21 protein-coding genes are annotated in these 20,833 nt (G+C 59.9%); 7 read left to right on the forward strand and 14 right to left on the reverse strand.

Annotated elements, in window-relative coordinates:
• Positions 1-187: 187 nt before the first annotated feature.
• The 3 genes from TSA66_RS19530 to TSA66_RS19540 are packed head-to-tail and all read left to right on the forward strand — an operon-like array spanning position 188 to position 2,531.
• Entirely contained in the window at positions 188-1,504 is a 1,317-nt protein-coding gene (locus TSA66_RS19530; protein ID WP_232429580.1) for an NfeD family protein, read from the forward strand.
• Positions 1,501-2,271, forward strand: coding sequence for a slipin family protein (locus TSA66_RS19535; protein WP_040041191.1), 771 nt, complete (start codon positions 1,501-1,503; stop codon positions 2,269-2,271). Before TSA66_RS19530 ends, TSA66_RS19535 begins: the two co-directional genes overlap by 4 nt.
• Before the next feature lie 32 nt (positions 2,272-2,303).
• The gene (locus tag TSA66_RS19540) at positions 2,304-2,531 is read left to right on the forward strand and encodes a hypothetical protein (RefSeq protein WP_157691732.1); all 228 of its coding nucleotides are present in this window, start codon (positions 2,304-2,306) and stop codon (positions 2,529-2,531) included.
• A gap of 39 nt (positions 2,532-2,570) precedes the next feature.
• Here TSA66_RS19540 and TSA66_RS19545 read toward each other — a convergent pair whose 3' ends face one another.
• Together TSA66_RS19545 and TSA66_RS19550 are read right to left on the reverse strand one after the other, a co-directional pair.
• Complete coding sequence (locus TSA66_RS19545) at positions 2,571-2,789, reverse strand: hypothetical protein (protein WP_040041193.1); 219 nt, start codon at positions 2,787-2,789, stop codon at positions 2,571-2,573.
• A 24-nt stretch (positions 2,790-2,813) separates the two neighbouring features.
• Positions 2,814-3,140, reverse strand: coding sequence for a hypothetical protein (locus tag TSA66_RS19550; protein WP_040041194.1), 327 nt, complete (start codon positions 3,138-3,140; stop codon positions 2,814-2,816).
• A gap of 180 nt (positions 3,141-3,320) precedes the next feature.
• On the opposite strand from TSA66_RS19550, the gene TSA66_RS19555 reads away from it, so the two are divergent.
• Positions 3,321-4,409 (forward strand): glycosyltransferase family 9 protein, encoded by a 1,089-nt coding sequence (locus TSA66_RS19555; protein ID WP_232429496.1) that lies wholly within the window; start codon positions 3,321-3,323, stop codon positions 4,407-4,409.
• Here the strand turns inward: TSA66_RS19555 and TSA66_RS19560 are convergent.
• The 12 genes from TSA66_RS19560 to TSA66_RS27115 all read right to left on the reverse strand — a co-directional run bounded on the left by TSA66_RS19560 (position 4,360) and on the right by TSA66_RS27115 (position 17,726).
• Positions 4,360-5,442, reverse strand: coding sequence for a glycosyltransferase family 9 protein (locus tag TSA66_RS19560; RefSeq protein WP_040041195.1), 1,083 nt, complete (start codon positions 5,440-5,442; stop codon positions 4,360-4,362). The genes TSA66_RS19555 and TSA66_RS19560 overlap by 50 nt on opposite strands.
• Positions 5,435-6,280, reverse strand: coding sequence for a glycosyltransferase family 2 protein (locus TSA66_RS27850; RefSeq protein WP_232429497.1), 846 nt, complete (start codon positions 6,278-6,280; stop codon positions 5,435-5,437). Before TSA66_RS27850 ends, TSA66_RS19560 begins: the two co-directional genes overlap by 8 nt.
• Positions 6,280-6,903, reverse strand: coding sequence for a DUF4254 domain-containing protein (locus TSA66_RS27855; protein ID WP_052452458.1), 624 nt, complete (start codon positions 6,901-6,903; stop codon positions 6,280-6,282). The genes TSA66_RS27850 and TSA66_RS27855 overlap by 1 nt, the downstream gene beginning before the upstream one ends.
• Before the next feature lie 302 nt (positions 6,904-7,205).
• Complete coding sequence (gene tssA / locus TSA66_RS19575; RefSeq protein WP_040041196.1) at positions 7,206-8,276, reverse strand: type VI secretion system protein TssA; 1,071 nt, start codon at positions 8,274-8,276, stop codon at positions 7,206-7,208.
• A 10-nt stretch (positions 8,277-8,286) separates the two neighbouring features.
• Complete coding sequence (gene tssH, locus TSA66_RS19580) at positions 8,287-10,977, reverse strand: type VI secretion system ATPase TssH (RefSeq protein ID WP_040041197.1); 2,691 nt, start codon at positions 10,975-10,977, stop codon at positions 8,287-8,289.
• 33 nt (positions 10,978-11,010) lie between these two features.
• Positions 11,011-12,081: a type VI secretion system baseplate subunit TssG gene (gene tssG, locus TSA66_RS19585; RefSeq protein WP_040041198.1), complete on the reverse strand. Its 1,071-nt coding sequence runs from the start codon at positions 12,079-12,081 to the stop codon at positions 11,011-11,013.
• Positions 12,045-13,886 (reverse strand): type VI secretion system baseplate subunit TssF, encoded by a 1,842-nt coding sequence (gene tssF, locus TSA66_RS19590; RefSeq protein ID WP_040041199.1) that lies wholly within the window; start codon positions 13,884-13,886, stop codon positions 12,045-12,047. Before tssF ends, tssG begins: the two co-directional genes overlap by 37 nt.
• A 13-nt stretch (positions 13,887-13,899) precedes the next feature.
• Entirely contained in the window at positions 13,900-14,409 is a 510-nt protein-coding gene (tssE, locus tag TSA66_RS19595) for a type VI secretion system baseplate subunit TssE (RefSeq protein ID WP_040041200.1), read from the reverse strand.
• A 76-nt stretch (positions 14,410-14,485) separates the two neighbouring features.
• A complete protein-coding gene (locus TSA66_RS19600) occupies positions 14,486-14,992 on the reverse strand; it encodes an Hcp family type VI secretion system effector (RefSeq protein ID WP_040041201.1) in 507 nt (168 codons plus the stop codon).
• 60 nt (positions 14,993-15,052) lie between these two features.
• On the reverse strand, positions 15,053-16,537 hold the full coding sequence (gene tssC, locus TSA66_RS19605; RefSeq protein WP_040041202.1) for a type VI secretion system contractile sheath large subunit: 1,485 nt from the start codon (positions 16,535-16,537) through the stop codon (positions 15,053-15,055).
• 1 nt (position 16,538) lies between these two features.
• Entirely contained in the window at positions 16,539-17,048 is a 510-nt protein-coding gene (gene tssB, locus TSA66_RS19610; protein ID WP_040041203.1) for a type VI secretion system contractile sheath small subunit, read from the reverse strand.
• A gap of 48 nt (positions 17,049-17,096) precedes the next feature.
• Entirely contained in the window at positions 17,097-17,726 is a 630-nt protein-coding gene (locus TSA66_RS27115; RefSeq protein WP_157691733.1) for a tetratricopeptide repeat protein, read from the reverse strand.
• A gap of 214 nt (positions 17,727-17,940) precedes the next feature.
• On the opposite strand from TSA66_RS27115, the gene tssJ reads away from it, so the two are divergent.
• Genes tssJ through icmH form a run of 3 tightly spaced genes read left to right on the forward strand, consistent with a single transcriptional unit; the run spans position 17,941 to position 20,798 of the window.
• Positions 17,941-18,621, forward strand: coding sequence for a type VI secretion system lipoprotein TssJ (gene tssJ, locus TSA66_RS26365; protein WP_084199753.1), 681 nt, complete (start codon positions 17,941-17,943; stop codon positions 18,619-18,621).
• A 36-nt stretch (positions 18,622-18,657) separates the two neighbouring features.
• Positions 18,658-20,007, forward strand: a complete 1,350-nt coding sequence (gene tssK, locus TSA66_RS19625; RefSeq protein ID WP_040041205.1) for a type VI secretion system baseplate subunit TssK — start codon at positions 18,658-18,660, stop codon at positions 20,005-20,007.
• A gap of 26 nt (positions 20,008-20,033) precedes the next feature.
• Positions 20,034-20,798 carry a type IVB secretion system protein IcmH/DotU gene (gene icmH / locus TSA66_RS19630; protein WP_040041206.1) on the forward strand — a complete coding sequence of 255 codons (765 nt, stop codon included), beginning with the start codon at positions 20,034-20,036 and terminating at the stop codon, positions 20,796-20,798.
• The last annotated feature ends 35 nt before the right edge of the window (positions 20,799-20,833 follow it).

Genomic DNA, 20,833 nt, shown 5'->3' on the forward strand with positions numbered 1-20,833 from the left:
GTTGGCCATCCTGCATTTTCCATGCCGCCGGGCCCATGTCTGATATGCCGCAACTATGCCCGCCTCGGGGCGATGACAATATTTTCACGCATTGGAAAGGCGCAAATAGATGATTCGCTTCTTCCTCCTTCACGGCGTGCTCGCGGCGCTGCTGCCGTGGCTGCTGCTCCTGGCACCTGGCGCAGGAATGGCCGCCGTGGCGCCGGTGGCAGCGCTGACGTCGGAAGGCGCAATCGGGCCGGCCACCGCCGACTACATCAGCCGCGGACTGGTCCATGCAGAACGGGAAGGCGCCCAGCTCGTGATCCTTAGGATCGACACGCCCGGCGGCTTGGACACGTCGATGCGCACCATCATCAAGGCTATCCTGGGTTCGCCCGTACCGGTGGTCACCTATGTCGCGCCGAGCGGCGCGCGCGCCGCCAGTGCCGGCACCTACATCTTGTATGCCAGCCATATCGCCGCCATGGCGCCCGGTACCAACCTCGGTGCCGCCACGCCGGTCCGGATCGGCGACACGTCGGAGCCGAAGGAGCCGGACGACCGACCAGGCGCGCCAACCTCATCCTCGAGGGACAACAAACCGGACAAGCCGTCGACGCAGGCGATGACACGCAAGCAGGTCAACGATGCCGCTGCCTATATCCGCGGACTGGCCCAGCTGCGCGGGCGCAACATGGATTGGGCGGAACAGGCGGTCCGCGAAGCAGTCAGCCTGTCGGCGCAGGATGCGCTGCGCCTGCATGTGGTCGACTATGTGGCAGCCGACCTGCGCGATCTGCTGCAACAGGCGCATGGGCGCAAGCTCGCCCTGCCCGGGCGCACCGTCACGCTCGACACGGCGCAGGCGCCGGTCTTCGACTATCGCCCCGACTGGCGTGTCAGTCTGCTGGCGGCGATCACCGATCCGAGCCTTGCCCTGATCCTGATGACGATCGGTATCTATGGCTTGATTTTCGAGTTCATGAACCCCGGCATCGGCGTACCCGGCGTGCTGGGCGCAATCTGCCTGCTGGTAGCGCTCTACGGGCTGCAGTTATTGCCGGTCAACTATGCCGGCCTGGGGCTCATCCTGCTCGGCATCGGCTTCATGGTGGCGGAAGCCTTCCTGCCGAGCTTCGGCGTGCTCGGCATCGGCGGCGTGGCCGCCTTCATCTTTGGCGCCGTGATCCTGATCGACACGGACCTGCCGGGATTCGGCATCCCGACCGCGCTGATCGCGTTCATCGCCCTCCTGAGCGCGGCGCTGATCGCGGCGCTGGCCGGCGTAGCCTTGAAAACGCGGCGGCGCGCGGTGGCCAGCGGTGCCGGATTACTGATCGGCGCACAAGCCGAAGTCGTCGACGTCGCGTCCGGCGGCGGCTGGGTACGCATCGAGGGCGAACTCTGGCGCGTCGCTTGCACGGAACCCTTGCGGCGAGGGCAAAAGGTGCGTGTACTGGCGCGCGACGGGCTGCTATTGCGCGTCACGCCGCAGGACGATTTTCAAGGGAGACTGCCATGATATTCGGCTACGGCTTCAGCACGATCCTGGTGTTGGTCATCGTGTTTCTGGTTGCATCGATCCGCATCCTGCGCGAATACGAGCGCGGCGTGCTGTTCCAGCTCGGGCGCTTCTGGAGCGTGAAGGGGCCGGGTCTGGTGCTCGTCATCCCGGCCATCCAGCAAATGGTGCGCGTCGACCTGCGCACCGTGGTGCTGGACGTGCCGACCCAGGACGTGATTTCGCGTGACAACGTCTCGGTGAAGGTCAACGCCGTCGTGTACTTCCGCGTGGTCGATCCGGAAAAGGCGATCATTCAGGTCGAGAACTTCTTCGAGGCGACCAGCCAGCTGGCGCAAACCACCTTGCGCGCCGTGCTCGGCAAGCACGAACTGGACGACATGCTGGCCGAACGCGAGCGTCTCAACCTCGATATCCAGCAAGTGCTCGATGCCGCAACCGACGCCTGGGGCATCAAGGTCGCCAATGTCGAAATCAAGCATGTCGACCTGAACGAATCGATGGTGCGCGCCATCGCGCGCCAGGCCGAGGCGGAGCGCGAACGGCGCGCCAAGGTGATCCATGCCGAAGGCGAACTGCAGGCGTCGGAAAAGCTGCAGCAGGCAGCGCATGTGCTGGCGCAGCAACCCGGCGCCATGCAACTGCGCTATATGCAGACGCTATCCGCGATCGCCGGCGACAAGTCGTCGACCATTGTTTTTCCGCTGCCGCTGGAACTTTTGTCCACTCTCACGGACCTGAAGAATGACAAGGATTCGAACCGATAAATCGTAGTTCCGCCAGCCTGCCGATGACTGCCATGACCATTGAACCGACTAGCCATACGCCGTCCCGCCCGCCACCGGAAATTCCGGTGACGCCACACCCTTCCCCCGACATCGCGCCGGGGCAGCGTCCGGAACCGGAAATCCCGCAAGTGCCGGAGGAACCGGGCCTGCCTTCCTGGCCGTCGGAGCCGGACATCACGCCGGACCCGGGATTTCCGGAAACACCGCCGCCAACCGAACCGGCCAGCTCGGCGGCGTAACCATGCGCCATCGCCCCGTGACCGGCGCGATTCTCGCTGTTACGGCGATACCGGATCGTCGGGATCGGGGTCAGCCGGGATCTTCTGCGCCTCCTGCTGGCTGATGCGCTGCGGCTGGTGCGCGCTGCCGGCCTGCAGCTTGCCACCGGCAGCATCCGCGTTGCCGGGGCCGGGGGTGCCTTGCGGCGCCACCTGCGGCCCACCAGCCTGCCGGCTTACCTGGCTGCCCTGTTGTGAAGATTTGTCCTGGCTATTCATAAAAAACTCCTGCTGTTGTCGACATTAATGCAGTGTCTGCTTGAGCGCCGAGATTGCCTTGCGCGCCTGGCGCACCGCGACCTGCAACTGGTCGTCGACATAATTGCCGCCGCCAAATACCTGCAGCGCACGGTCGCCGATTTTCGCCATCTTGTCGACGCACTGCCGGATTTCGCCATCGTCCTGGGTCTGGTCCACCAGCTCCCTGGTGTGATGGGATTCATGCTCGAGTTCGGCAAGAAAGTTGCGCAGCTGGTCAGGCGCATCGCCGCTCTGTTCGCATGTCTGCGCGGCATTGTTAATGCATTGCTCTACCTGGGAAAAACGATCCTTGACCTGGTCGATCTGCATGATGTGCCCTTTCCTTTCTACATCGTCAAATAGGGTTTGTCAGATGCCGTTTTCGATAGTTCCGCCCTTCGTGTGCGCGCAAGATTGTCCGGTTGAACCACTCTCGTTGGCACTCGTCAAAACTTCGACAGCGCCAACCCGGCGCCTTCCCGATCAAGAACAAGACAGGAGACTGTATCGATGACTTACTCCGGACAGAACCGCATGTCGCTCAATCGCGCAGTGCCGCTTTCGCCCCCTCTGCGTCTGGAGAGCATCGAAAAAATCGCGGTATTCCGCGCGCTGCAGATTGGCGACATGCTGTGTGCCGTACCGGCCTTGCGCGCGCTGCGCGCCGCATTCCCGCATGCGCATGTCACTCTGGTCGGCTTGCCGTGGGCAACCCAGTTCGCGCGGCGCTTTCGCGCCTACATCGATGACTTCGCCGCCTTTCCGGGCCATCCGGCCCTGCCTGAACAGCCGGCACAGGAAGAACGCATCCCGGGCTTTTACCGCGACATGCGCGAGCGCCGCTTCGACCTGGCGTTGCAAATGCATGGCAGCGGCCAGATCAGCAACACCATCGTGCGCGGTTTTGGCGCCCGCGAAAATGCCGGGTTCGTGCTGGCAGAAGACGACGCACCGCGCAGCGAACTCTTCGTCGACTATCCGGAAAGCGGCGCCGAACCGCTGCGCCTGCTGCGCCTGCCACAGCACCTGGGCGCGCCGGCGGATGACGCCGACCTGGAGTTTCCGCTTGCCCCGGAAGATGAACAGGAATTGCGCGCCACCGGCATCGGCGCGGGCTTGCAAGCCGGCCGCTACATCTGCATCCATCCCGGCGCGCGCATGCGCCGCCGTTGCTGGCCGCCGCAACTGTTTGCGCAGGTGGCGGACACGCTCGCGCGCGAATACGACATGCCGATCGTGCTGACCGGCGCCGGCAGCGAAGCCGATCTGACGGCGGCAATCGCCGCCTGCATGCGCACACCCGCCGTCGACGCCGCCCTGTCGATGTCAATCGGCGCCATGGCGGCACTGATGAGCAAGACCAGCCTTCTGATCTGCAACGACACCGGGGTATCGCATATCGCCTCGGGACTGAAACTGCCAAGCGTCGTCGTGTTCGGCACCGCCGACATGGAACGCTGGGGGCCGCTTGACCGCGTGCGGCATCGCTGCGTGCGCGGCGCGGACGGCGCAGAAGCTATCCTGTCGCAGGCGCGCAGTCTGCTCGACGCTACCGGTCAACGCCTTGACGCCGCAGCAATTCCAGGGCCAGTTCAGTGACTTCGGCGACCGGCACGTCCGCGACGAAGCTTTCGTCGTGCGGGCAGCGCTGCGTCAGATTTTCCGCGCCACATACCGGGCAAAGCGTACGGGTCGCGAGCGCCGCACGGTGCCTGTCCTGCAGTAGCGGGCCCGATTCGTAGAGATTGGTGAGCCAGTAAATCCCCACCGCTGGCGTGCCAACCGCCAGCGCCAGATGCAGCGGTCCGGTGTCGTTGGACACCAGCAGCGCGCTGCGCGCCAGCAGCCCGCACAGCCCCGACAGCGAGACTTTCCCGCTCAGATCGAAGGCCGGGTGGCGCATGTGCCCGATTACTTCGCGCACCACCGCCGCCTCCGCCGCCGTGCCGTGCACAGCGATGACCGCTCCTGCAGCGGCCAGCACGTCGGCCACGCGCGCAAAGCTTGACGCCGGCCAGCGTCGCCGCGCATCGCTCGAACCCGGCTGGATCAGTACCAGCGGTTGCGCCGTCGCCGGTCCCATCACCTGAGCCGCCTCCGTCCGGTCGCGCGCGGTCACTTCCAGTTCGCGTCCTAGCTCCAGGCTCCTTGCCCCTGCCAGTGCGGCGGCTTCCAGCAGCAGCAATCGCTTGTTCTGCAAGGAGGCATAAGCAATCCAGCGGTCCAGCGGCTCGGCATCGGGTGCCTTCAGTCCGACGCTCAGACGCGCTCCCAGCCGTCGGATAAACGGATTGGCATAACGCCCACCGCCATAGATCTGCACCGCCAGGTCGATTTCCGCCGACCGCATCGACGCGACGAAGGCATCGACCGCACCTTCGTCGTACTCCTGCTGCAAAGGCGCGCCGACGCCGGGACACGGGGGAATCACGGCCACGTCATCGATTGGGCCGGGACGATCCCTGAGAAACTCGGCATGCCACGCCTTGCCGATGTAGATGATCCTGGCGGCGGGATAAGCTGCACGCAAGGCATGCAGTGCCGGCAGGGCAAAGATGAAATCGCCCACGGCGTTCGGCCGCAAGACCGCGATGGTCCTGACGCCGGACAGCACCTCGCCCGAATCAGGCATCGCGCGCGACCCGGTCGCATTCGGAGATCGGCAGGACCCGAGGCGCGTCGACCTCGCGCTGCGGCACGGTGGTGGGCAATTCGAGATGGTAAGCGCCGGACGGAATCATGCCGCAGCCGCCGAAGCGCTCCATCACGCGCAGCTGCGCCAGCACATCCTCGCCGCAGTGCTCGCATGGCAGCGCCGGCCAGAAGTCGAAACCGCCGACGGCGCGCAGCTTTTCGGTGTCGAACAGCACGCAGCCGCCGATCCATGCCACCCGGTATAGCCGTGCCTCGTTCTTCTGCAGTCCGAGCCTGCGTTCGACATGGAACAGGTTGGCCGCGCTGTGCAGATGGTGCCGCTCCCATGCCGGCCCGTCCGGCGACACGGCTTCCGGCACCACCCGCCCCTCCCAGAACTCGATGTCCTGCTGATGCGGACGAACGTCATCGATGAAGCTCAGACCATGCAAGGCGCTGCCGACAAAGCCGCAGCGCTGCGCACGGATCACCTGGTACAGGCGCTCAAGCGTGTCCGGCTCCAGCATCACGTCGTCATCCAGGAACAGGCAATACGGCGCGGTCGCCTGCGACAGCAGGAAGGCGCGCTGTTCCGCCAGTCCACGGCGTGGCAAGTGGCGGAAGGTCGCCACCGGCCTCCCTCCGGCATTCAGAATGCGCAGCAACGCCTGCACCTCGGACTGTTCGAACGCACTCTGTAGCTCCGACTGATCGGACAAGACCACACGAAAATCCCGGAAACTCTGCGCGTGCAAGCCGGCCAAGGTCACGGCCAGCGCGCATGGCCGGTCGCAAGTCGGAATCAACACATCCACCATGCAGGCAGAGGAACCCATCAGGCCCTCCGCTCGTTCACCGTGTCCTGCCTGGCATACAGGTAAGGATTGAGAGCGGGATCGTTGTACATCTTGAACTGACGGTAGACCTTGAAATACGCCCGCCCCTCTCCCGCCTCGGCCAGCAGCCGATCGAGGCAAGCACCAAGATCCTGCCGCTGCTCCATCAGCCGCCTCAACTTGGCCTCGCAGGCTTGAACATGTTCACGCTGCACGTCGCGGCGCAGGGTTTGCTGGCGCATGTGGTAAACCTTGAGGCTCAAGATAGACAGGCGATCGATCATGGCGCCGACGGTTTCGCTGTTCAAGCGCGCATCCGCGCGACGCGCATGTGCGTCCAGCTGCGCCAGCACCGCCTCGTCGATCACTTCGACCGCGTCATTGCGCTTCTGGTTGTAGCGGTCGATCAGCCGCTTGCTCTGGGCGATTTCCGCTGCATCGACATCAGTGCGCCGCGCCTTGTCCTCTTCGTTCCACAGCAGGTTGTTGTAGCGATGGTTTTCCTCGATCCAATGCCATACGCTGGAGTCGCATTCCATCCTGCCATCGGCCAGCCAATTGGAATCGGCGATTTTTCTATCATGAAACTGGATGATCATTTCTGCACGGAGATCTTCAATCATCGGCGCCCTTTCCTGGAATTCACATTCGCACTAATTGTTGTTAGTGCAGCAAAAGGAAAGTCGAGGGCAAGCAGAAATCGTGCTAACGGATCACCACCCGGCGTTTTGGAGCGGATGCCGTTGAAAAAACGCCCTGAATGGCGCCGCAAACGTGTAAAGCAACTATAGAAACTGCAATTTCGACTCGTGCTCGGGCTGAAAAAAATACATAGCGCCGTTGACTGCGCAGATTTGACAGATGCCCGCACAAAGGGGTTACCGGCCTTGCCCGGTCCATGGCCGGAGACGCGCGGGCAGTGGAATCAATTGTTCCGGGCTTCCTCTTCCGCATCGAGCCCCAGCAACTCTTCGATATGGCCAAGCGATCCGCGATCCTTGACCACGGCACGCAGCCAGGCGTGCAGGGGCAACGATCCCCAGTGTGCAGCCTTGTCTGCAAGATAGGCAACAGGACTATGCGGCTCAGCATGTCGGAAATATGCCGCTACCTGCCGCAGCAGCTCCAGCGCCTGCGTCCGGTTCGTGATCGCGCCACTCGCCGTCATCGGGTTCAAGGACGTGGGCAACGGGGCGGAGGCATCGTCATCGCTGCCACCGGCCGCCACGGATGGGACATTGGGCAGCGCTCCGACCTCTCTCGCAATCGTTTGCAGCCGCTCGCAAACCGCTTCGATCGTGTTCCCGAGAAGCGCAAAGGATGGCCCATCGGCGCCGAACAGCGCATTGCACGCCTTGTCGAGTTCTGCCAGCGCGAATGTGCAGCGCTGCGCCTCCACCAGCCATTGGGCATACAGCGCCTTGTCGGTTTTGGCGACCGCGGCTGCGAACTGCTCAAGCGTCACCTTGTCGTCACCATCCAGGGCCATGTCTGGATTGCGCTGTCGCTGCTGCTGGAACAGCCTGGCTGCCTCGTAGTCGTTCAGACTGTAGCCCTGCGCCGCCGTAACCGGTATTTGCCGCGCCAGCTGCGCCATGCGCGCCGCGAACCAGGACAATGTGCCAATCCGCCGTTCCTGGTCGCCGTCTTCCGGCTGTGGGTGTATCTGCCGGCCGAAACGCTCGAGCAGGCGGGCGTTTGTTTCCATGCCTTCGGCCAGGCCGCGCAAGCCGCCGGTCTTCACCATGCCTTCCGCCAGCCAGGCCGCCAGCCGCAAGTCCTTGCTGCGCCGCGCCAGCAGGTCGGCACACGTGTCCACCACGGCCTTCCAGTCCGCCTGCTTGAGCGTCGTCTGCCATTCGCCGTAATCGACGGTCGGATCGTCTTCGCGCCGCGCTTCCTGAATACGGTCGAATTCCGGAGAAAACGACAGGTCTTCACCGCACGGTGACTGTGCCGAAAGCGGCGCCAGCACTTCGATAAATCGAGAATCCATGACACCCCAATCAGTTGATCTTGTAGCTGAACTCGCTGCGCTTGCCGACTGCAACCCTGACATTCTTGATGGTCTTTCCCTCCGCCATCCGCCCCAGCACGGTTTCCGCGATCTGCGGCAACATGGTCCCGTTCAGGATATGGTCGACATTGCGCGCGCCGGCATCGACTTCGGTGCAGCGCGCCAGCACCGCGTCCACGACCTCCTCGCTATAGGAGAAGGCCGCCTTGTGGTTGGTTTCGATGCGATGCCTGATGCGGTCGAGCTTGAGACGGATGATATCGGCCAGGATTTCGTCCGGCAGCGGAAAATACGGGATCACCTTCATCCGGCCGAGGAAGGCCGGCTTGAATGCCTTGTACAATTGCGGCCTGATCATCTCGCCCAGGTTTTCCATGTCGGGCAATTCATCCGCCGCCTTGTTCAGGCAAGCCTGCATAATCGATTGCGATGCCACATTCGAAGTCAGGATGATGACGGTATTGCGAAAGTCGATCTCGCGTCCTTCCGCGTCGTCCATCACGCCCTTGTCGAACACCTGGAAAAACAGCTCGAGTACATCCGGATGCGCCTTTTCCACTTCGTCCAGCAGCACAACGCTGTACGGTTTCCTTCGCACGGCCTCCGTCAATACTCCGCCCTCCCCGTAGCCGACATAGCCCGGCGGCGATCCCTTCAATCCGGCGACGGAATGCGCCTCCTGGTATTCGGACATATTGACGGTGACGAGATTGCGTTCGCCGCCATACAGGATGTCCGCGAGTGCCAGCGCGGTTTCAGTCTTGCCGACGCCGGACGGCCCGACGAACAGGAACACGCCTTTCGGCCGGTTCGGGTCTTCGATATGGGCGCGTGCGGTGCGCACGCGCTGCGCAATCTGTTCCAGCGCATGCGACTGGCCGACCACGCGCTGCTCCAGCAAAGGCTTGAGGTTCAGCACGGTCTTGATCTCGTCCTTGACCATTCTTCCCAGCGGAATTCCCGTCCATGCCGCCACGATTTCTCCCACCGTCTGCGCCTCGACACACACCGGCACCAGCGGCGTCTCTCCCTGAAGGGCGCGCAATTCCTCACGCAGCGATGCCAACGCCTTCATTTCCGGCTTGGCCGCCGTCGCCCCGCCCTTTCTTCCCGATCTTGAAGCCATGCACTCTCCAACCTCGCCCTGGGCGCTTTCCAGTCTCGCGCGCAGTGCCTGGATTTGCTTAGCCAGCTGCCTTTCCTTTTCCCAGCGTTCTTCATGCGCTTTCAGGATGCTGCGATTTGTGTCACGCCTGTCCCGCAATTCGGCCAGGCGTTCCAAATGCGGCGCACCGGCCGACAACTCGCGCTCGAGCGACGAAATTTCGACAGACAGGAGGTCATCCAAGCGCCGTGCATCCTCGATTGCCGCCGGAATTGCCGACTGCCCCGTCGCCACGCGTGCGCATGCCGTGTCGAGCACGCTGATGGCTTTGTCCGGCAACTGGCGTCCGCTGATATAACGGGCCGACAGGCGCACCGCGTCCACAATCGCATCGTCCATCACACGCACGCCAAAATGGCTTTCCATCCTGGCGGCCAGGCCGCGCAACATTGCGCACGCGACTGCCTCGCTCGGCTCACCCACCTTGACGACCTGGAAGCGACGCGCCAGAGCCGCGTCCTTTTCGAAATATTTCTTGTATTCGCTCCAGGTCGTTGCCGCAATGGTGCGCAGTTCGCCCCGCGCCAGTGCCGGCTTGAGCAGGTTGGCAGCGTCGTTTTGGCCTGCCTGGCCGCCGGCGCCGATCATGGTATGCGCCTCGTCGATGAAGAGAATGATCGGGTGCGGGCTGCGCGTCACCTCTTCGATGACGTTGCGCAGGCGATTTTCGAACTCGCCCTTGACGCTCGCCCCGGCCTGCAGCAGGCCGAGGTCGAGCACATGCAATGCGACTCCCGTTAATGCCGGGGGCACATCGCCTTCGGCGATGCGCTGCGCCAGGCCTTCCGCCACCGCCGTCTTGCCAACGCCAGCCTCGCCAGTAAGAATCGGGTTGTTCTGGCGCCGCCGCATCAGGATATCGATGACCTGCCTGATTTCAGCGTCTCGTCCGATCACCGGATCGATCTTTCCATCTTTCGCACGCTGGGTGAGATTGGCGGTGAACTGGTCGAGCGCCGGTGTTTTCCCGGTTCGCGCCGCACTGTCTTCAGAAGCGTCTGAACCTGTCGTGTCCACCGCACCGTTAGCAATGCATGGCGTTTCGGGAAAGCCAGCCGTCAATTCGGACAGCTTGTGCTTGATGTCGGCGGCGCTGAATCGCATGAACTGCTGCGACGCACGATATGCCAGTTGCGACAGATCGGGCTGGGCCAGCAGTGCCAGCAACAAGTGTGCGCTGCGGATACGCATCGCTTCGCCATCGAGCGACGCCAGCAGCCAAGCGTGCTCGAACAGTCGGAGCAGGTGCGCGGAGAATACTGGCGTGCGGCTGTTCCCTCCCCTTAAGGCTGCCAGCTCGTCGAGCAGGTCATTTTCCAGCGCTTGCGCGTTGATGCCGTAATGCTTCAACAGAAGCGTCACATCGCTTTGCGCATCGCTGAGCAGCGCGAGGAAAAGATGCTCCAAGTCCACTTCATAGTGTCCGCGCGAGACACAGTCGTTAACTGCTTGCTCGGCAGCTTTTGTGCAGATCGGATTGAGCTTTGCGATGAGCATTTTCAGGTTGGTGGTCATGATTCCAATGGAAAGCAGAAAAAGAGGTATGCGTCAGGATTTGTCGGTCGGCAGCACATAACAGACATCGTGTGCGTCCGCCCTTGCGGGCGACGAGGCAAGCCAGCCGTTCCATCCGAGGCGAATGTTTCCCGGGCCGCCATTTAGTGTTGCGCCAGCGACATCACGGCCGTCGAGAATGAGACAGACCTCGCAGTCGATGGTGGCGCCGACCATGAGCCGATACAGCCGTCGCAGGTTGACCGACGCTGAACCGGCAGGAAGAAATGCATCAAACTGCTGCCTGCGCAGCGGACCGAGGACAAGCCGCATCTTGCCCTGCCGATCCCACATTCTGGATCCGCAAAATGTGGTCTTGCCAAGCTCACAATTCCCCGTGCCGAGCGCAGTACGTTCCAGTTCCGGCACCTCAAGCCAGCTGCCGACAAACTGTTCGACGCGACAATGAACCTGGAAATAATCGGCGGCAACTTGTGCAAAACGCTGTGCAGAATGCGGCCGCTCGCGCAGGGTGCCGGCATAGTAGGCCAACGATTCGTCGGCAATCCCGCCGGCTCCGCTGCCATTCCGTTCACCCAGGCCGCGTAAGCCAAGGCCGGCCAGGCTCAGTATCTGCGGCAGAAATCGGTTTCTGCGGTCCGCCTCATATTGCAGATGCAAGCGCGAACGCAGCCAGCTTTTGTAGAACAGCGCCACCGCGCGATTCGTGAAAATATCCAGAAACGCCCGTGTCGCGCTGTCGCGATAATAAGTTTCGCGCTCGGCCACATGCTGAGTATAGTGTCGAGGCAACACCCCCATCGGCCCGGTCAGGCCGATAAAGGAAGGCGTCAACGTTACCTCTTCGGTTGTCTCCGGCTGCTCCGTGCCCGGCATCTCATCCGGCTTAAATTCAAGCGATTCGATCTCGCTTGGCGGGAAAGCGAGTGAGACCGAGCTTCGGAACCGGATCAACTGGCCGAGCACGTCCTGATTCGACCGCTTTGGCAAGCGCCCGTAATGCGCCATCAGCAAGCGAACGGCCTGAAAGAATTCGAAACGCTGCGGCTCGCTGCGCAAGCGCTCGATCAAGCCAGGATCGATTCGCCGTTTCTTGGCTGGCATTTCAGTAACTCCTGCCCCGTTTGTTTCGATACCAACAACGTTTGAACAAAACTATTGGCGTGCGCATACAGGCCAAAGAAATAATCGAGTACCTGCGCGAACATGAACAGGCCGATTCCCGCGTAATGGCTCTCATCCACCGTCACACGTATCTCCAGTCCTCGCACGAACACGGGGAACGGATTGCCGGCGACCCGTGCCGTCGTCGCGCGGTTTTCAATGGCGGCGATGCCGGTGATCTGCCGGCTATTTGCACTTGAGCGCGTAATATCGTAGAGCGTCAATATCTCCCTGATTGCATCCACGCCCTGCCCCGACAACGACAGATGATTGAGCGACAGCTGCGATATCAGGCGCCACTGCGCGCCGCGCCCGCGCGGAAATCGATAACTGGGCGTTGGCTTGCGCAGCAGCCTAATGGCTTTCGCCACAGAGCCGCCTTCGATGAACAGGTCCCCCTCCGCCAGCCCGAACGGCAGTTGCGAGGGTAGATCGCGGTTGGTGCATGCCAGGTCCAGGCTCAGGGCAGTCGTTTGCGGCCGGCTCGTGTCGAGGTTGGAATCCACCAGCGACAGTTCCATCGAATAGTTTTCGCCCGATTCTCCATCCATATAGCTGGCATGCCAGTAGCATGCAGGTCCTCCCTGCGGCTCGCCATGCCGAATCGAATAGAACGGCTTGAATTCTCTGATCTCTTCTCCGTCTACACTCTGCTGCACCTGGAATACACGCCTGATTTCGTATATCTCGTATGCCTGCGGCCGACGGCTATCAACAATGATCGGATAACTGACGGCAGTATTTGTCATGCGTATCGGCTCGGGTACCTGCATGAACAGATTCACGACAGGCGTGCAGCCAAGTACAAAATTTTCCTTAGTAACCCGATCCAGCAGATTGCCTGTGGCATTGGTATGCGCCATTTCCCGCAACCCGATATGAATCACGATGCTAGGAGCATGCGGCGGCAACTGTCCCTTCAAAGCGCTCAGGTCAAGATCGAAGAAATTGAATTTTTCCGGAAAAACAAAGTATTCGAGCAGCAACTGGTAAGCGCGATGGGTTCTTGCATCCGGTTCCAGCAGCGTTTCATCGTCCTTAAAGCCGACCGGCTGAATCGCATGCAAAGGCAGTTCAACTTTTTTCGTCGCATGCGGCGTCGTCACCCAGATCGCCGTAACCCCGGACATCAGTGCTTCCCGCAGCAATGCGGTGAGCGAAGGTTCCCCGTTCAGGAAAAATCTGAGATTTCCAATGCCAAGAACGTCAAAGCCGGCGCTTTCCGACATCGCCTGCAGTTCGAGTCGAATCACAGACGCCGTCGATTGCGCTACGGCGGAAGGCAGATTGCCCGTGTCAAATACATTTTCCAGTCCAGCCTTGACAATGCGTAAAGGCCAAAGCTGGGTTTCGTATGCGGTGCGGAAGCGGCAAGCGACGCCGCGAACCGGACGCGCATGCAGCATCGTCTGGCGCGGAATGCATGCCGCTTTTGTCAATTGTGCCGCAGCGCCAGCACAATCGAAATGAGCAATCGAAACCGATGGAAAGGGGCGCAGGTAATGGGGATAAACGACCTGCAGCAAGGAATCTGTCACTTCCGGGAAGTCGTCATCGAGCTTTTTGTGGATGCGTCCGGCCAGGAAGGCAAACGATTCGATCAGTCGTTCGATATGGGGATCTTCACAGGTTTCGCCGGAAAGCCGTAGCCGGTTGGCGACTTTAGGGTAGCGCCTGGCGAAGTCGTGCGACAGCCTTCTCAGGAAGGTCAGCTCGCGCTCATAGTACGGAAGCAGGGTTTCCATGAATGTCCGATGTTCAGATTGGCGCAGTATGCTTTGCCTTGTTCACCAAGTACTGCTGCGTGGACGGCTGCAGCAGCGCGTCAAAGAACACTGGCTCAGTAGATGGATGAACCACTAGCAGCGCATTGATGACAAAGCGCAGCCGGTTGACCGCTCCGTCTTCCAGTTCGAGCGACACGCGCACCTGCTTGAGGCGGCGTTCGTGAATCGAGATTGTGCGTTCCAGCGAACGGCAGATATGGCTCCTGTCCCCAGGATTGGCGAGGCTGAGCCCGACGAAATCACTCATGCCGTAACTTGAGATAGAACGCAATGCTTCCGGATATCGCCCGAAAACCTCATCACTGAAAGCGCAGCGCGAATTCAGCAACGCCTCCAAGTCGCACGCGACGGATTCCTTCAGCGCATCCGCCGTGATCAGCCGTAGGGGATGCTGCTCAGTGGGCTCGCGTGGCGCGTCGTCGGACAGGCGTTCAAACAGCGTAGGTGAATATTTGGCGCGGGAAGAGAAACCGTGGTTCATTGAGTCAGTTGGCCAGGCAGCAAATTGCGGCGCATGCGATGCGCCGCAATCAAGCGGGGGAGACCGGTTCAGTCGATTAAACTGCTTCGGTCGCCTTGTTCTTCGACAGGCTCCACATCTGCGGATTGCTGCCGCCCTTCTTGCCGTCGATGCCCTGCACAGTGTAGGTCCACTTCACCGACGCGTATTTCAGCGCAACGGTTTCAGTCGGCAGCCCTTCTTCTTCCACCGCCGGCGTCACCGACGAAATAATGACGTGGTTCAGCACGATTTCGAGGTACTTGACCTTGTCCTTGCCGGAGGCGCGCATGAATTCGATGGTGACCTTGTTAAAGGTGTCGCCCTGGCTGCATGCCAGCCAGATCGACGGGCTGGTCGAATCGATGTCCTTGACGAACACCATGTCGCCATGCTCGCAGCGCTCGGCAGTATGGCCACCGGAAGTGCTTGCCGTCGCCGATTTTGGCTGACGAATCAAGTGACTCCAGGACAGTGCCTCGAGCCATTTGGGGTGGGCTTCGTCGCGCGACTCGCCTTCGATCTTGGTATCGCCCCCCTCAAACTTCAGGTATATGTCTTTCATTCTTTAAAGCTCCTTTTTATAGTAGGCACGCAAGTGCCGGCTTGGTTGCAACAACAAAAACTACGCCTTAGCCGATTGCGGCAACTCGGCGACCAGGCGCAACGACACGCTCAGTTCATCAAGCTGAAAATGCGGGCGCAGGAACGTGACGGCGCGATAGACGCCGGGGCGTCCCGGCACTTCCGACACCTGCACCGCCGCCTCGCGCAACGGATACTGCGCCTTGACTTCCTGCGACGCGGAGTCGTCCATCACCACATACTGCGCCAGCCAGTTGTTCAAAAACTGTTCCACGTTGGAGGCGGCAGCGAAGCTGCCGATCTTGTCGCGCATCATCGACTTCAGGTAATGCGCGATGCGGCAGGAGGCGAAGATGTATTGCAATTGCGCGGACAACACCGCGTTGGCATTGGCAGCATCGGTGTTGTACTTTTTGGCGCGCTGCACCGATTGCGCGCCAAAGAATGCGGCGTAATCCGTGTTCTTGCAGTGAACCAGAGGGATAAACCCGAGGTCGCTCAGTTCTTTTTCGCGGCGGTCGGTGATCGCGATTTCGGTCGGGCACTTCAGCGCAATCTCACCGTCGTCGGTCTTGAATGTGTGCGTTGGCAGGTCTTCCACCAGTCCGCCGCCTTCCACGCCGCGGATCGCGGCGCACCATCCGAAGTGCTCGAATGCATTAGTCAAGCGTGCGGCAAAGGCATACGCGCTATTCACCCAAAGGTATTTCTGGTGATCGGTGCCATCCACGTCTTCGACAAATTTGAAACCCTCCACCACCGCACCTTCTTTGGGATGGTAAGGCATGCGCCCCAGGAAGCGCGGCACGGTCAGGCCGACATAGCGCGCATCCTCCGATTCGCGGAACGATTTCCACTTGGCGTATTCCAGGGTATCGAACACTTTTGCCAGATCGCGTGGCTTGCCTAGGTCGGCAAAGGACTCCAGCCCCAGCAGCTCCGGCGAGGCAGCCGAAATGAAGGGTGCGTGCGCAGCCGCGGCCACATGCGACATCTGCTCGATGAAGTACATATCTTCCGGCTGGCGCGTGAGCTCATAATCGCCGATCAGCGCGCCGAATGGGGCTCCGCCGAAAGTGCCAAACTCTTCTTCGTACACCTTCTTGAACAGCGCGCCCTGATCGAAATCGATGGCGGTGTTGAAGTCACGGACCAGATCCTTCTTGGAAGCGTTGAGCATCTTGATTTTCAGCGTTTCCCCGGTCGAGGTATGCCTGCACAGATAGTGCAGCCCGCGCCAGGTGCTTTCCAATTGCTGGAATTCCGGTGCATGCAGAATTTCGCTGAGCTGCTCCGAGATGAGGGCATCCAATTCGGCAATGCGTGCATCGAGCGTTGCCGACAGGTTGTTCGATACAACGACAGTTCCGTCCATAACCTGAGACACCAACTCGCCGATCAAATCGCGGGCCCGGGTGCGCTCGCTCTCTGACCGGGCAACCCTGCTCTGGTTAATCACTTGGTCGAGCAAGCTTTCCGACGTCTGCTCCGCATATGCCTGAACGGCTTGAGCTTGGGCTGCCATATCAGTCCTCCGTGCGCTTGGCTTCGTCGCCGAGCCGTTTCAGTTTCTCGGTATTGGCCAGCACTTCACTCAATACGTCTTCCAGCTTGTCGTTCGCGGCGAGCTTGTTGCGCAAGTCCGATAACTTGGTGCGGGCATCGAGCAACTTGCGCAGTGGCTCCACCTGCTGCACCACGGACTCCGGCCGAAAATCTTCGATCGACTTGAACGTAAGGCCGACTGCAAATTCACCACCTTGATTGCTGAGCGTGTTTTTTACGCGACATGCGGTTCTCGGGGCGAGGCCCTTCATCACGTCGTCGAAATTGTCCATATCGACGCTGACGAATTTGCGTTCTTTCAGCCTCGGCAGTGGATTCGCGGAAGTTCCGGAAAAATCGCCCATTACGCCGACAACAAACGGAATCTCCTTTTGCTCGATGGCGTCGCCAATTTCGACGTCATAGGTCAGTTGTACCCGGGGGGGGCGCACGCGCTGCAGCTTCTTCTGCACGCTTTCTTTCTTGGACATGGGTATTCCTTCCAGTGGAAAAATCAGAATGAAGTGAGGTGCGCTGGTTTACTTCAGCGACTTGAACGGATCGGCGACGTCCGCACCGGCTTGTGTTTGGACGACGGTGCGCGTGGGAGCGGCGCGCTTCGCTTTTCGCGGCGTCGGGCGGCTGGCAGGCCGGCTCTCGGCTGCGGGCGCAGGGACGAGTACTTTCTCGCCAAGCACGGCACGCAGGGAATCCGTCAAGTTTTCCGCCTCGACGCGTACGTTCGAGTTCACGGCATTTAACGAACGCAATCCCACCACGGAGTTCGAGGCGATACGCAAGCCCGAAACGACCAGCAGACTCTTTGCCTCCTGGTTCGCGGAGTCGCGCTGAAGTGCTTCATTCGCCGCCTGAATGGTGGCTGGATAGTCCCCTTCATCGAACGATATTTTTGCCATTTTCATCCATGGGAGCACGCTGGTTGGATTTTCCTTGGCCGCTTGATTAAGGAGGGAAATTGCCTTGTCTCGCTGCCCAGCGGAAAGCGCGGTATCAGCTTCCTTGCTCAAGGATTCAAGTTGCGCCTGAGCGCGATCAGAATTAATTGTCGTAGTGCAACCAACCACCAAAGTAAGGCAAAGCGCAGGGATGGCAAAAAAACGCTTTCCATTAAAACGACAAGAACTGCGTCGGCCGGTGAAGTTCATCATGGATATTTTCATTGAAGTGAGGTCACGGTTAGCAAAGAACGCAGCGGCATCAGCTCGTTGCTACGTTCATAAACGGCTGCTTCTGCAAACTACCAATCAGAAACAATTATCAAACATTCAATTATCACATTTGCAATGTTTCATATATACTAACTTAATAATTGTGAAAAAGACAATTTCTTTTTTGATATCTGATCTTTAGTCCGGACAAGAAATGGCGAAAAACGCAGACGAACGGTGTTTTTGGACCGATTTAGTTAAAAAACTGCAACCTTGTGTAACAAAAGAGAATTTTCCGGAGCGGACACGCCGCTCCCTTTCATTATTGTTTTGCAGCATTTTTCTTGCGGCTTGCGGAACCCTCCGGACCACAACAGACAAGGTGGCGCAAATTGCGCTAGATGCAGTCGGCGTCAATACCTCTCAAAAATCAGCCGCGAATGGCAGTGCCAGAACCATCAGGATGCATTTGGATGCCTCAAGGAATCTCAACGCCGATGACAATGGAAATGGATTGTCAGCAATCGTCCGACTGTACAAGCTGAAAGACATCAATACCTTTCTCGCCGCGCCACACTCGGTGTTCGGCCATATCGAGCGAGAAAAAGAGAGCTTCGGCGCCGACTTGATGGATGTCCGCGAATTGACGCTCGCGCCAGGTCAACGGCTGGATCTGGCCGAGAAAATGACCGACGAAATGGCATACCTCGGTGTGGTGACGCTGTTTCGCTCGCCAGACAGAAAGCGCTGGCGCTTCGCATTCGGTGTCGCTGCGGCCGAAGCAACGGACATCACCTTGGGCCTGCACGCCTGTGCAATGACCGCCACGAGCATGGCGCCTTCGGGCATGACGTTGAACGATACTGCCCTGCTGTCTTCAGTTAAATGCAACTAATCCGGTAGCCATCTCTACCTTTTCTTCGAAAATCCAATGAACTATCCGTCAAAAATTCTCTGGGGCGAAGGCTTGTTCCTGCGCCCGCAGCATTTCCAGCGCCAGGACCGGTACCATGAAGCCCGGTTGATCGAATTCGGCCGCGCGGCCCATCCCTATTTATGGGGAATCCGCAGCCTGAAGTTCGACATGGATGCCCTTGCGTCCGGGGTGCTGCGCATTGCGGAAGTCAGCGCCATCCTCCCCGATGGCGAAAGCGTCAATGCACCTGGCGGAGACGACCTGCCTGCCCCCATCGACCTGACAACCCTAGATCACTACGGTAACGGCGTCGTATTCCACCTGGCCTTACCCTATCTGCGCGATCTCGGCCCGAATTTTTCCGTGTGCATGAACGAGGCAGGCCAAGTCTTTCGCTATCATCAGCATGACGAACCCGCCCCTGATCTCTATACCAATGCGATCGAGTCGACAGTATCCATCCTGAAGAAGTCGGTACGCATCCTGTCGGACCGCGACAACCGTGAACAATACGTCTCCCTGCCATTGGCCCGCGTACGCTCCACCAGTTCCGGCGGATATGAACTGGATGAAAACTTCATTCCGCCCGTCGTCAGCATCCAGTCATGCCTCCCTCTGTACCAGATGGTGCGTCGGCTGATCGAAATCCTGCAGGCAAAAGCACATGCGCTCTACGACTACCACCGGGAACCCTCCTTGAATATCGTCGAATTCCGCTCCGGCGATGTCGCATCATTCTGGTTGCTCCATACCGTCAACACGGCGTGCGCCACGCTGCAGCACCTGTTCCGCCATCCTGGCCTGCATCCCGAGCGGCAGTTCCAGGAATTGCTTCGCCTCGCGGGGCAATTGCTGACCTTTTCAAAGACATACAGCCTTTCTGACCTGCCGGTCTACCACCATGCCGCCCCAGGACCTGAATTCCTGAAGCTGGATCAGATCATCCGGGAACTGCTGGAAACAGTCATCTCGTCGCGCTACTTCTCGGTCATGCTGACGGAATCCAAGCCAGCGTTCCACCTTGGGCGCCTGGATTCGGAAAAAGCCGCGAGCAATGCTGCCTACTACCTCGGGGTGACGGCGGATATGCCGCCTGCCGATCTGGTGGAAGCCGTCCCTCAGCGCTTCAAGGTTGGCGCACCGGATGATGTGGAAAAGATGGTGTCATCGGCCATGCCCGGCGTTCGCCTGATGGCCGCCCCGCAAGTTCCTGCGCCAATCCCGGTACGCCCCGGCTGCTACTACTTTTCGATCGAACCGCACGGTTCGCTCTATGAACGCATGATCCAGTCTGGTTCGATCATGATCTATACAACCGCAGGTTTTAGGAACCTGAAGCTCGAACTATTCGCCGTGACGCAATGAATGCCACCACACTTTCCCCTGCCACTATGAACCGTGCACCGTCGCTGTACACCGAGGACACTATGCTGCGGCAAGATCCACTCGTCGGATCTCGTACGCTGCTCGATCTGATGCACGACGGTTTTTATCTCTTGCTGTTGCTTAAGAACCGACACATGCCGGTTGATGCGGAGCGATTCACGGCACAGGTATGCCGCTTTCTCGACAACTTCGAACGTAATGCACACGCATTGGACGTTTCGGTGGACGATGTATACGCCTCCAAATACGCTTTTTGCGCGGCGCTCGACGAAACCATCCTGTCATCCGACATCGCTATTCGAGACGTTTGGGAACGGGCGCCATTGCAGCTGACGCTGTTCGGCGACCAGCTCGCCGGCGAAAACTTTTATGTCAAGCTGGAGGAAATCCGGCACCGCGGCCAGGCCAGCATACAAACGCTGGAAGTCTTCTACATGTGCCTGCTGACGGGATTTCAGGGAAAGTACATGCTGGAGAGCAAAGAGAAACTGAACTATCTGATTGCGACGCTGGACAAGGAAATCGCCCATCTGAAAGGAAAGCGGGCCCAGTTTGCACCGCACTGGAAGTCGTCCGACAACATCGCGCACCTGATGAGGGCCGAAATTCCGATGTGGGTCATCGTTTCAGCGCTAGCGCTGCTTGGTGCCATGGTCTATGCAGGCCTGAACTGGCTGCTATCCGCGCATACCAACACGGTACTTGCCCCTTACTTCGACATCATCAAGCTCGCGCCCAAGGTTGCCAATATCACGATCAGCCTGCCCTGATCGCTGGCTTCGTCCACCATCGGTTTATAGAAGAT

It is taken from the genome of Noviherbaspirillum autotrophicum, from assembly GCF_000818395.1.
Classification (GTDB): Bacteria; Pseudomonadota; Gammaproteobacteria; order Burkholderiales; family Burkholderiaceae_D; genus Noviherbaspirillum; species Noviherbaspirillum autotrophicum.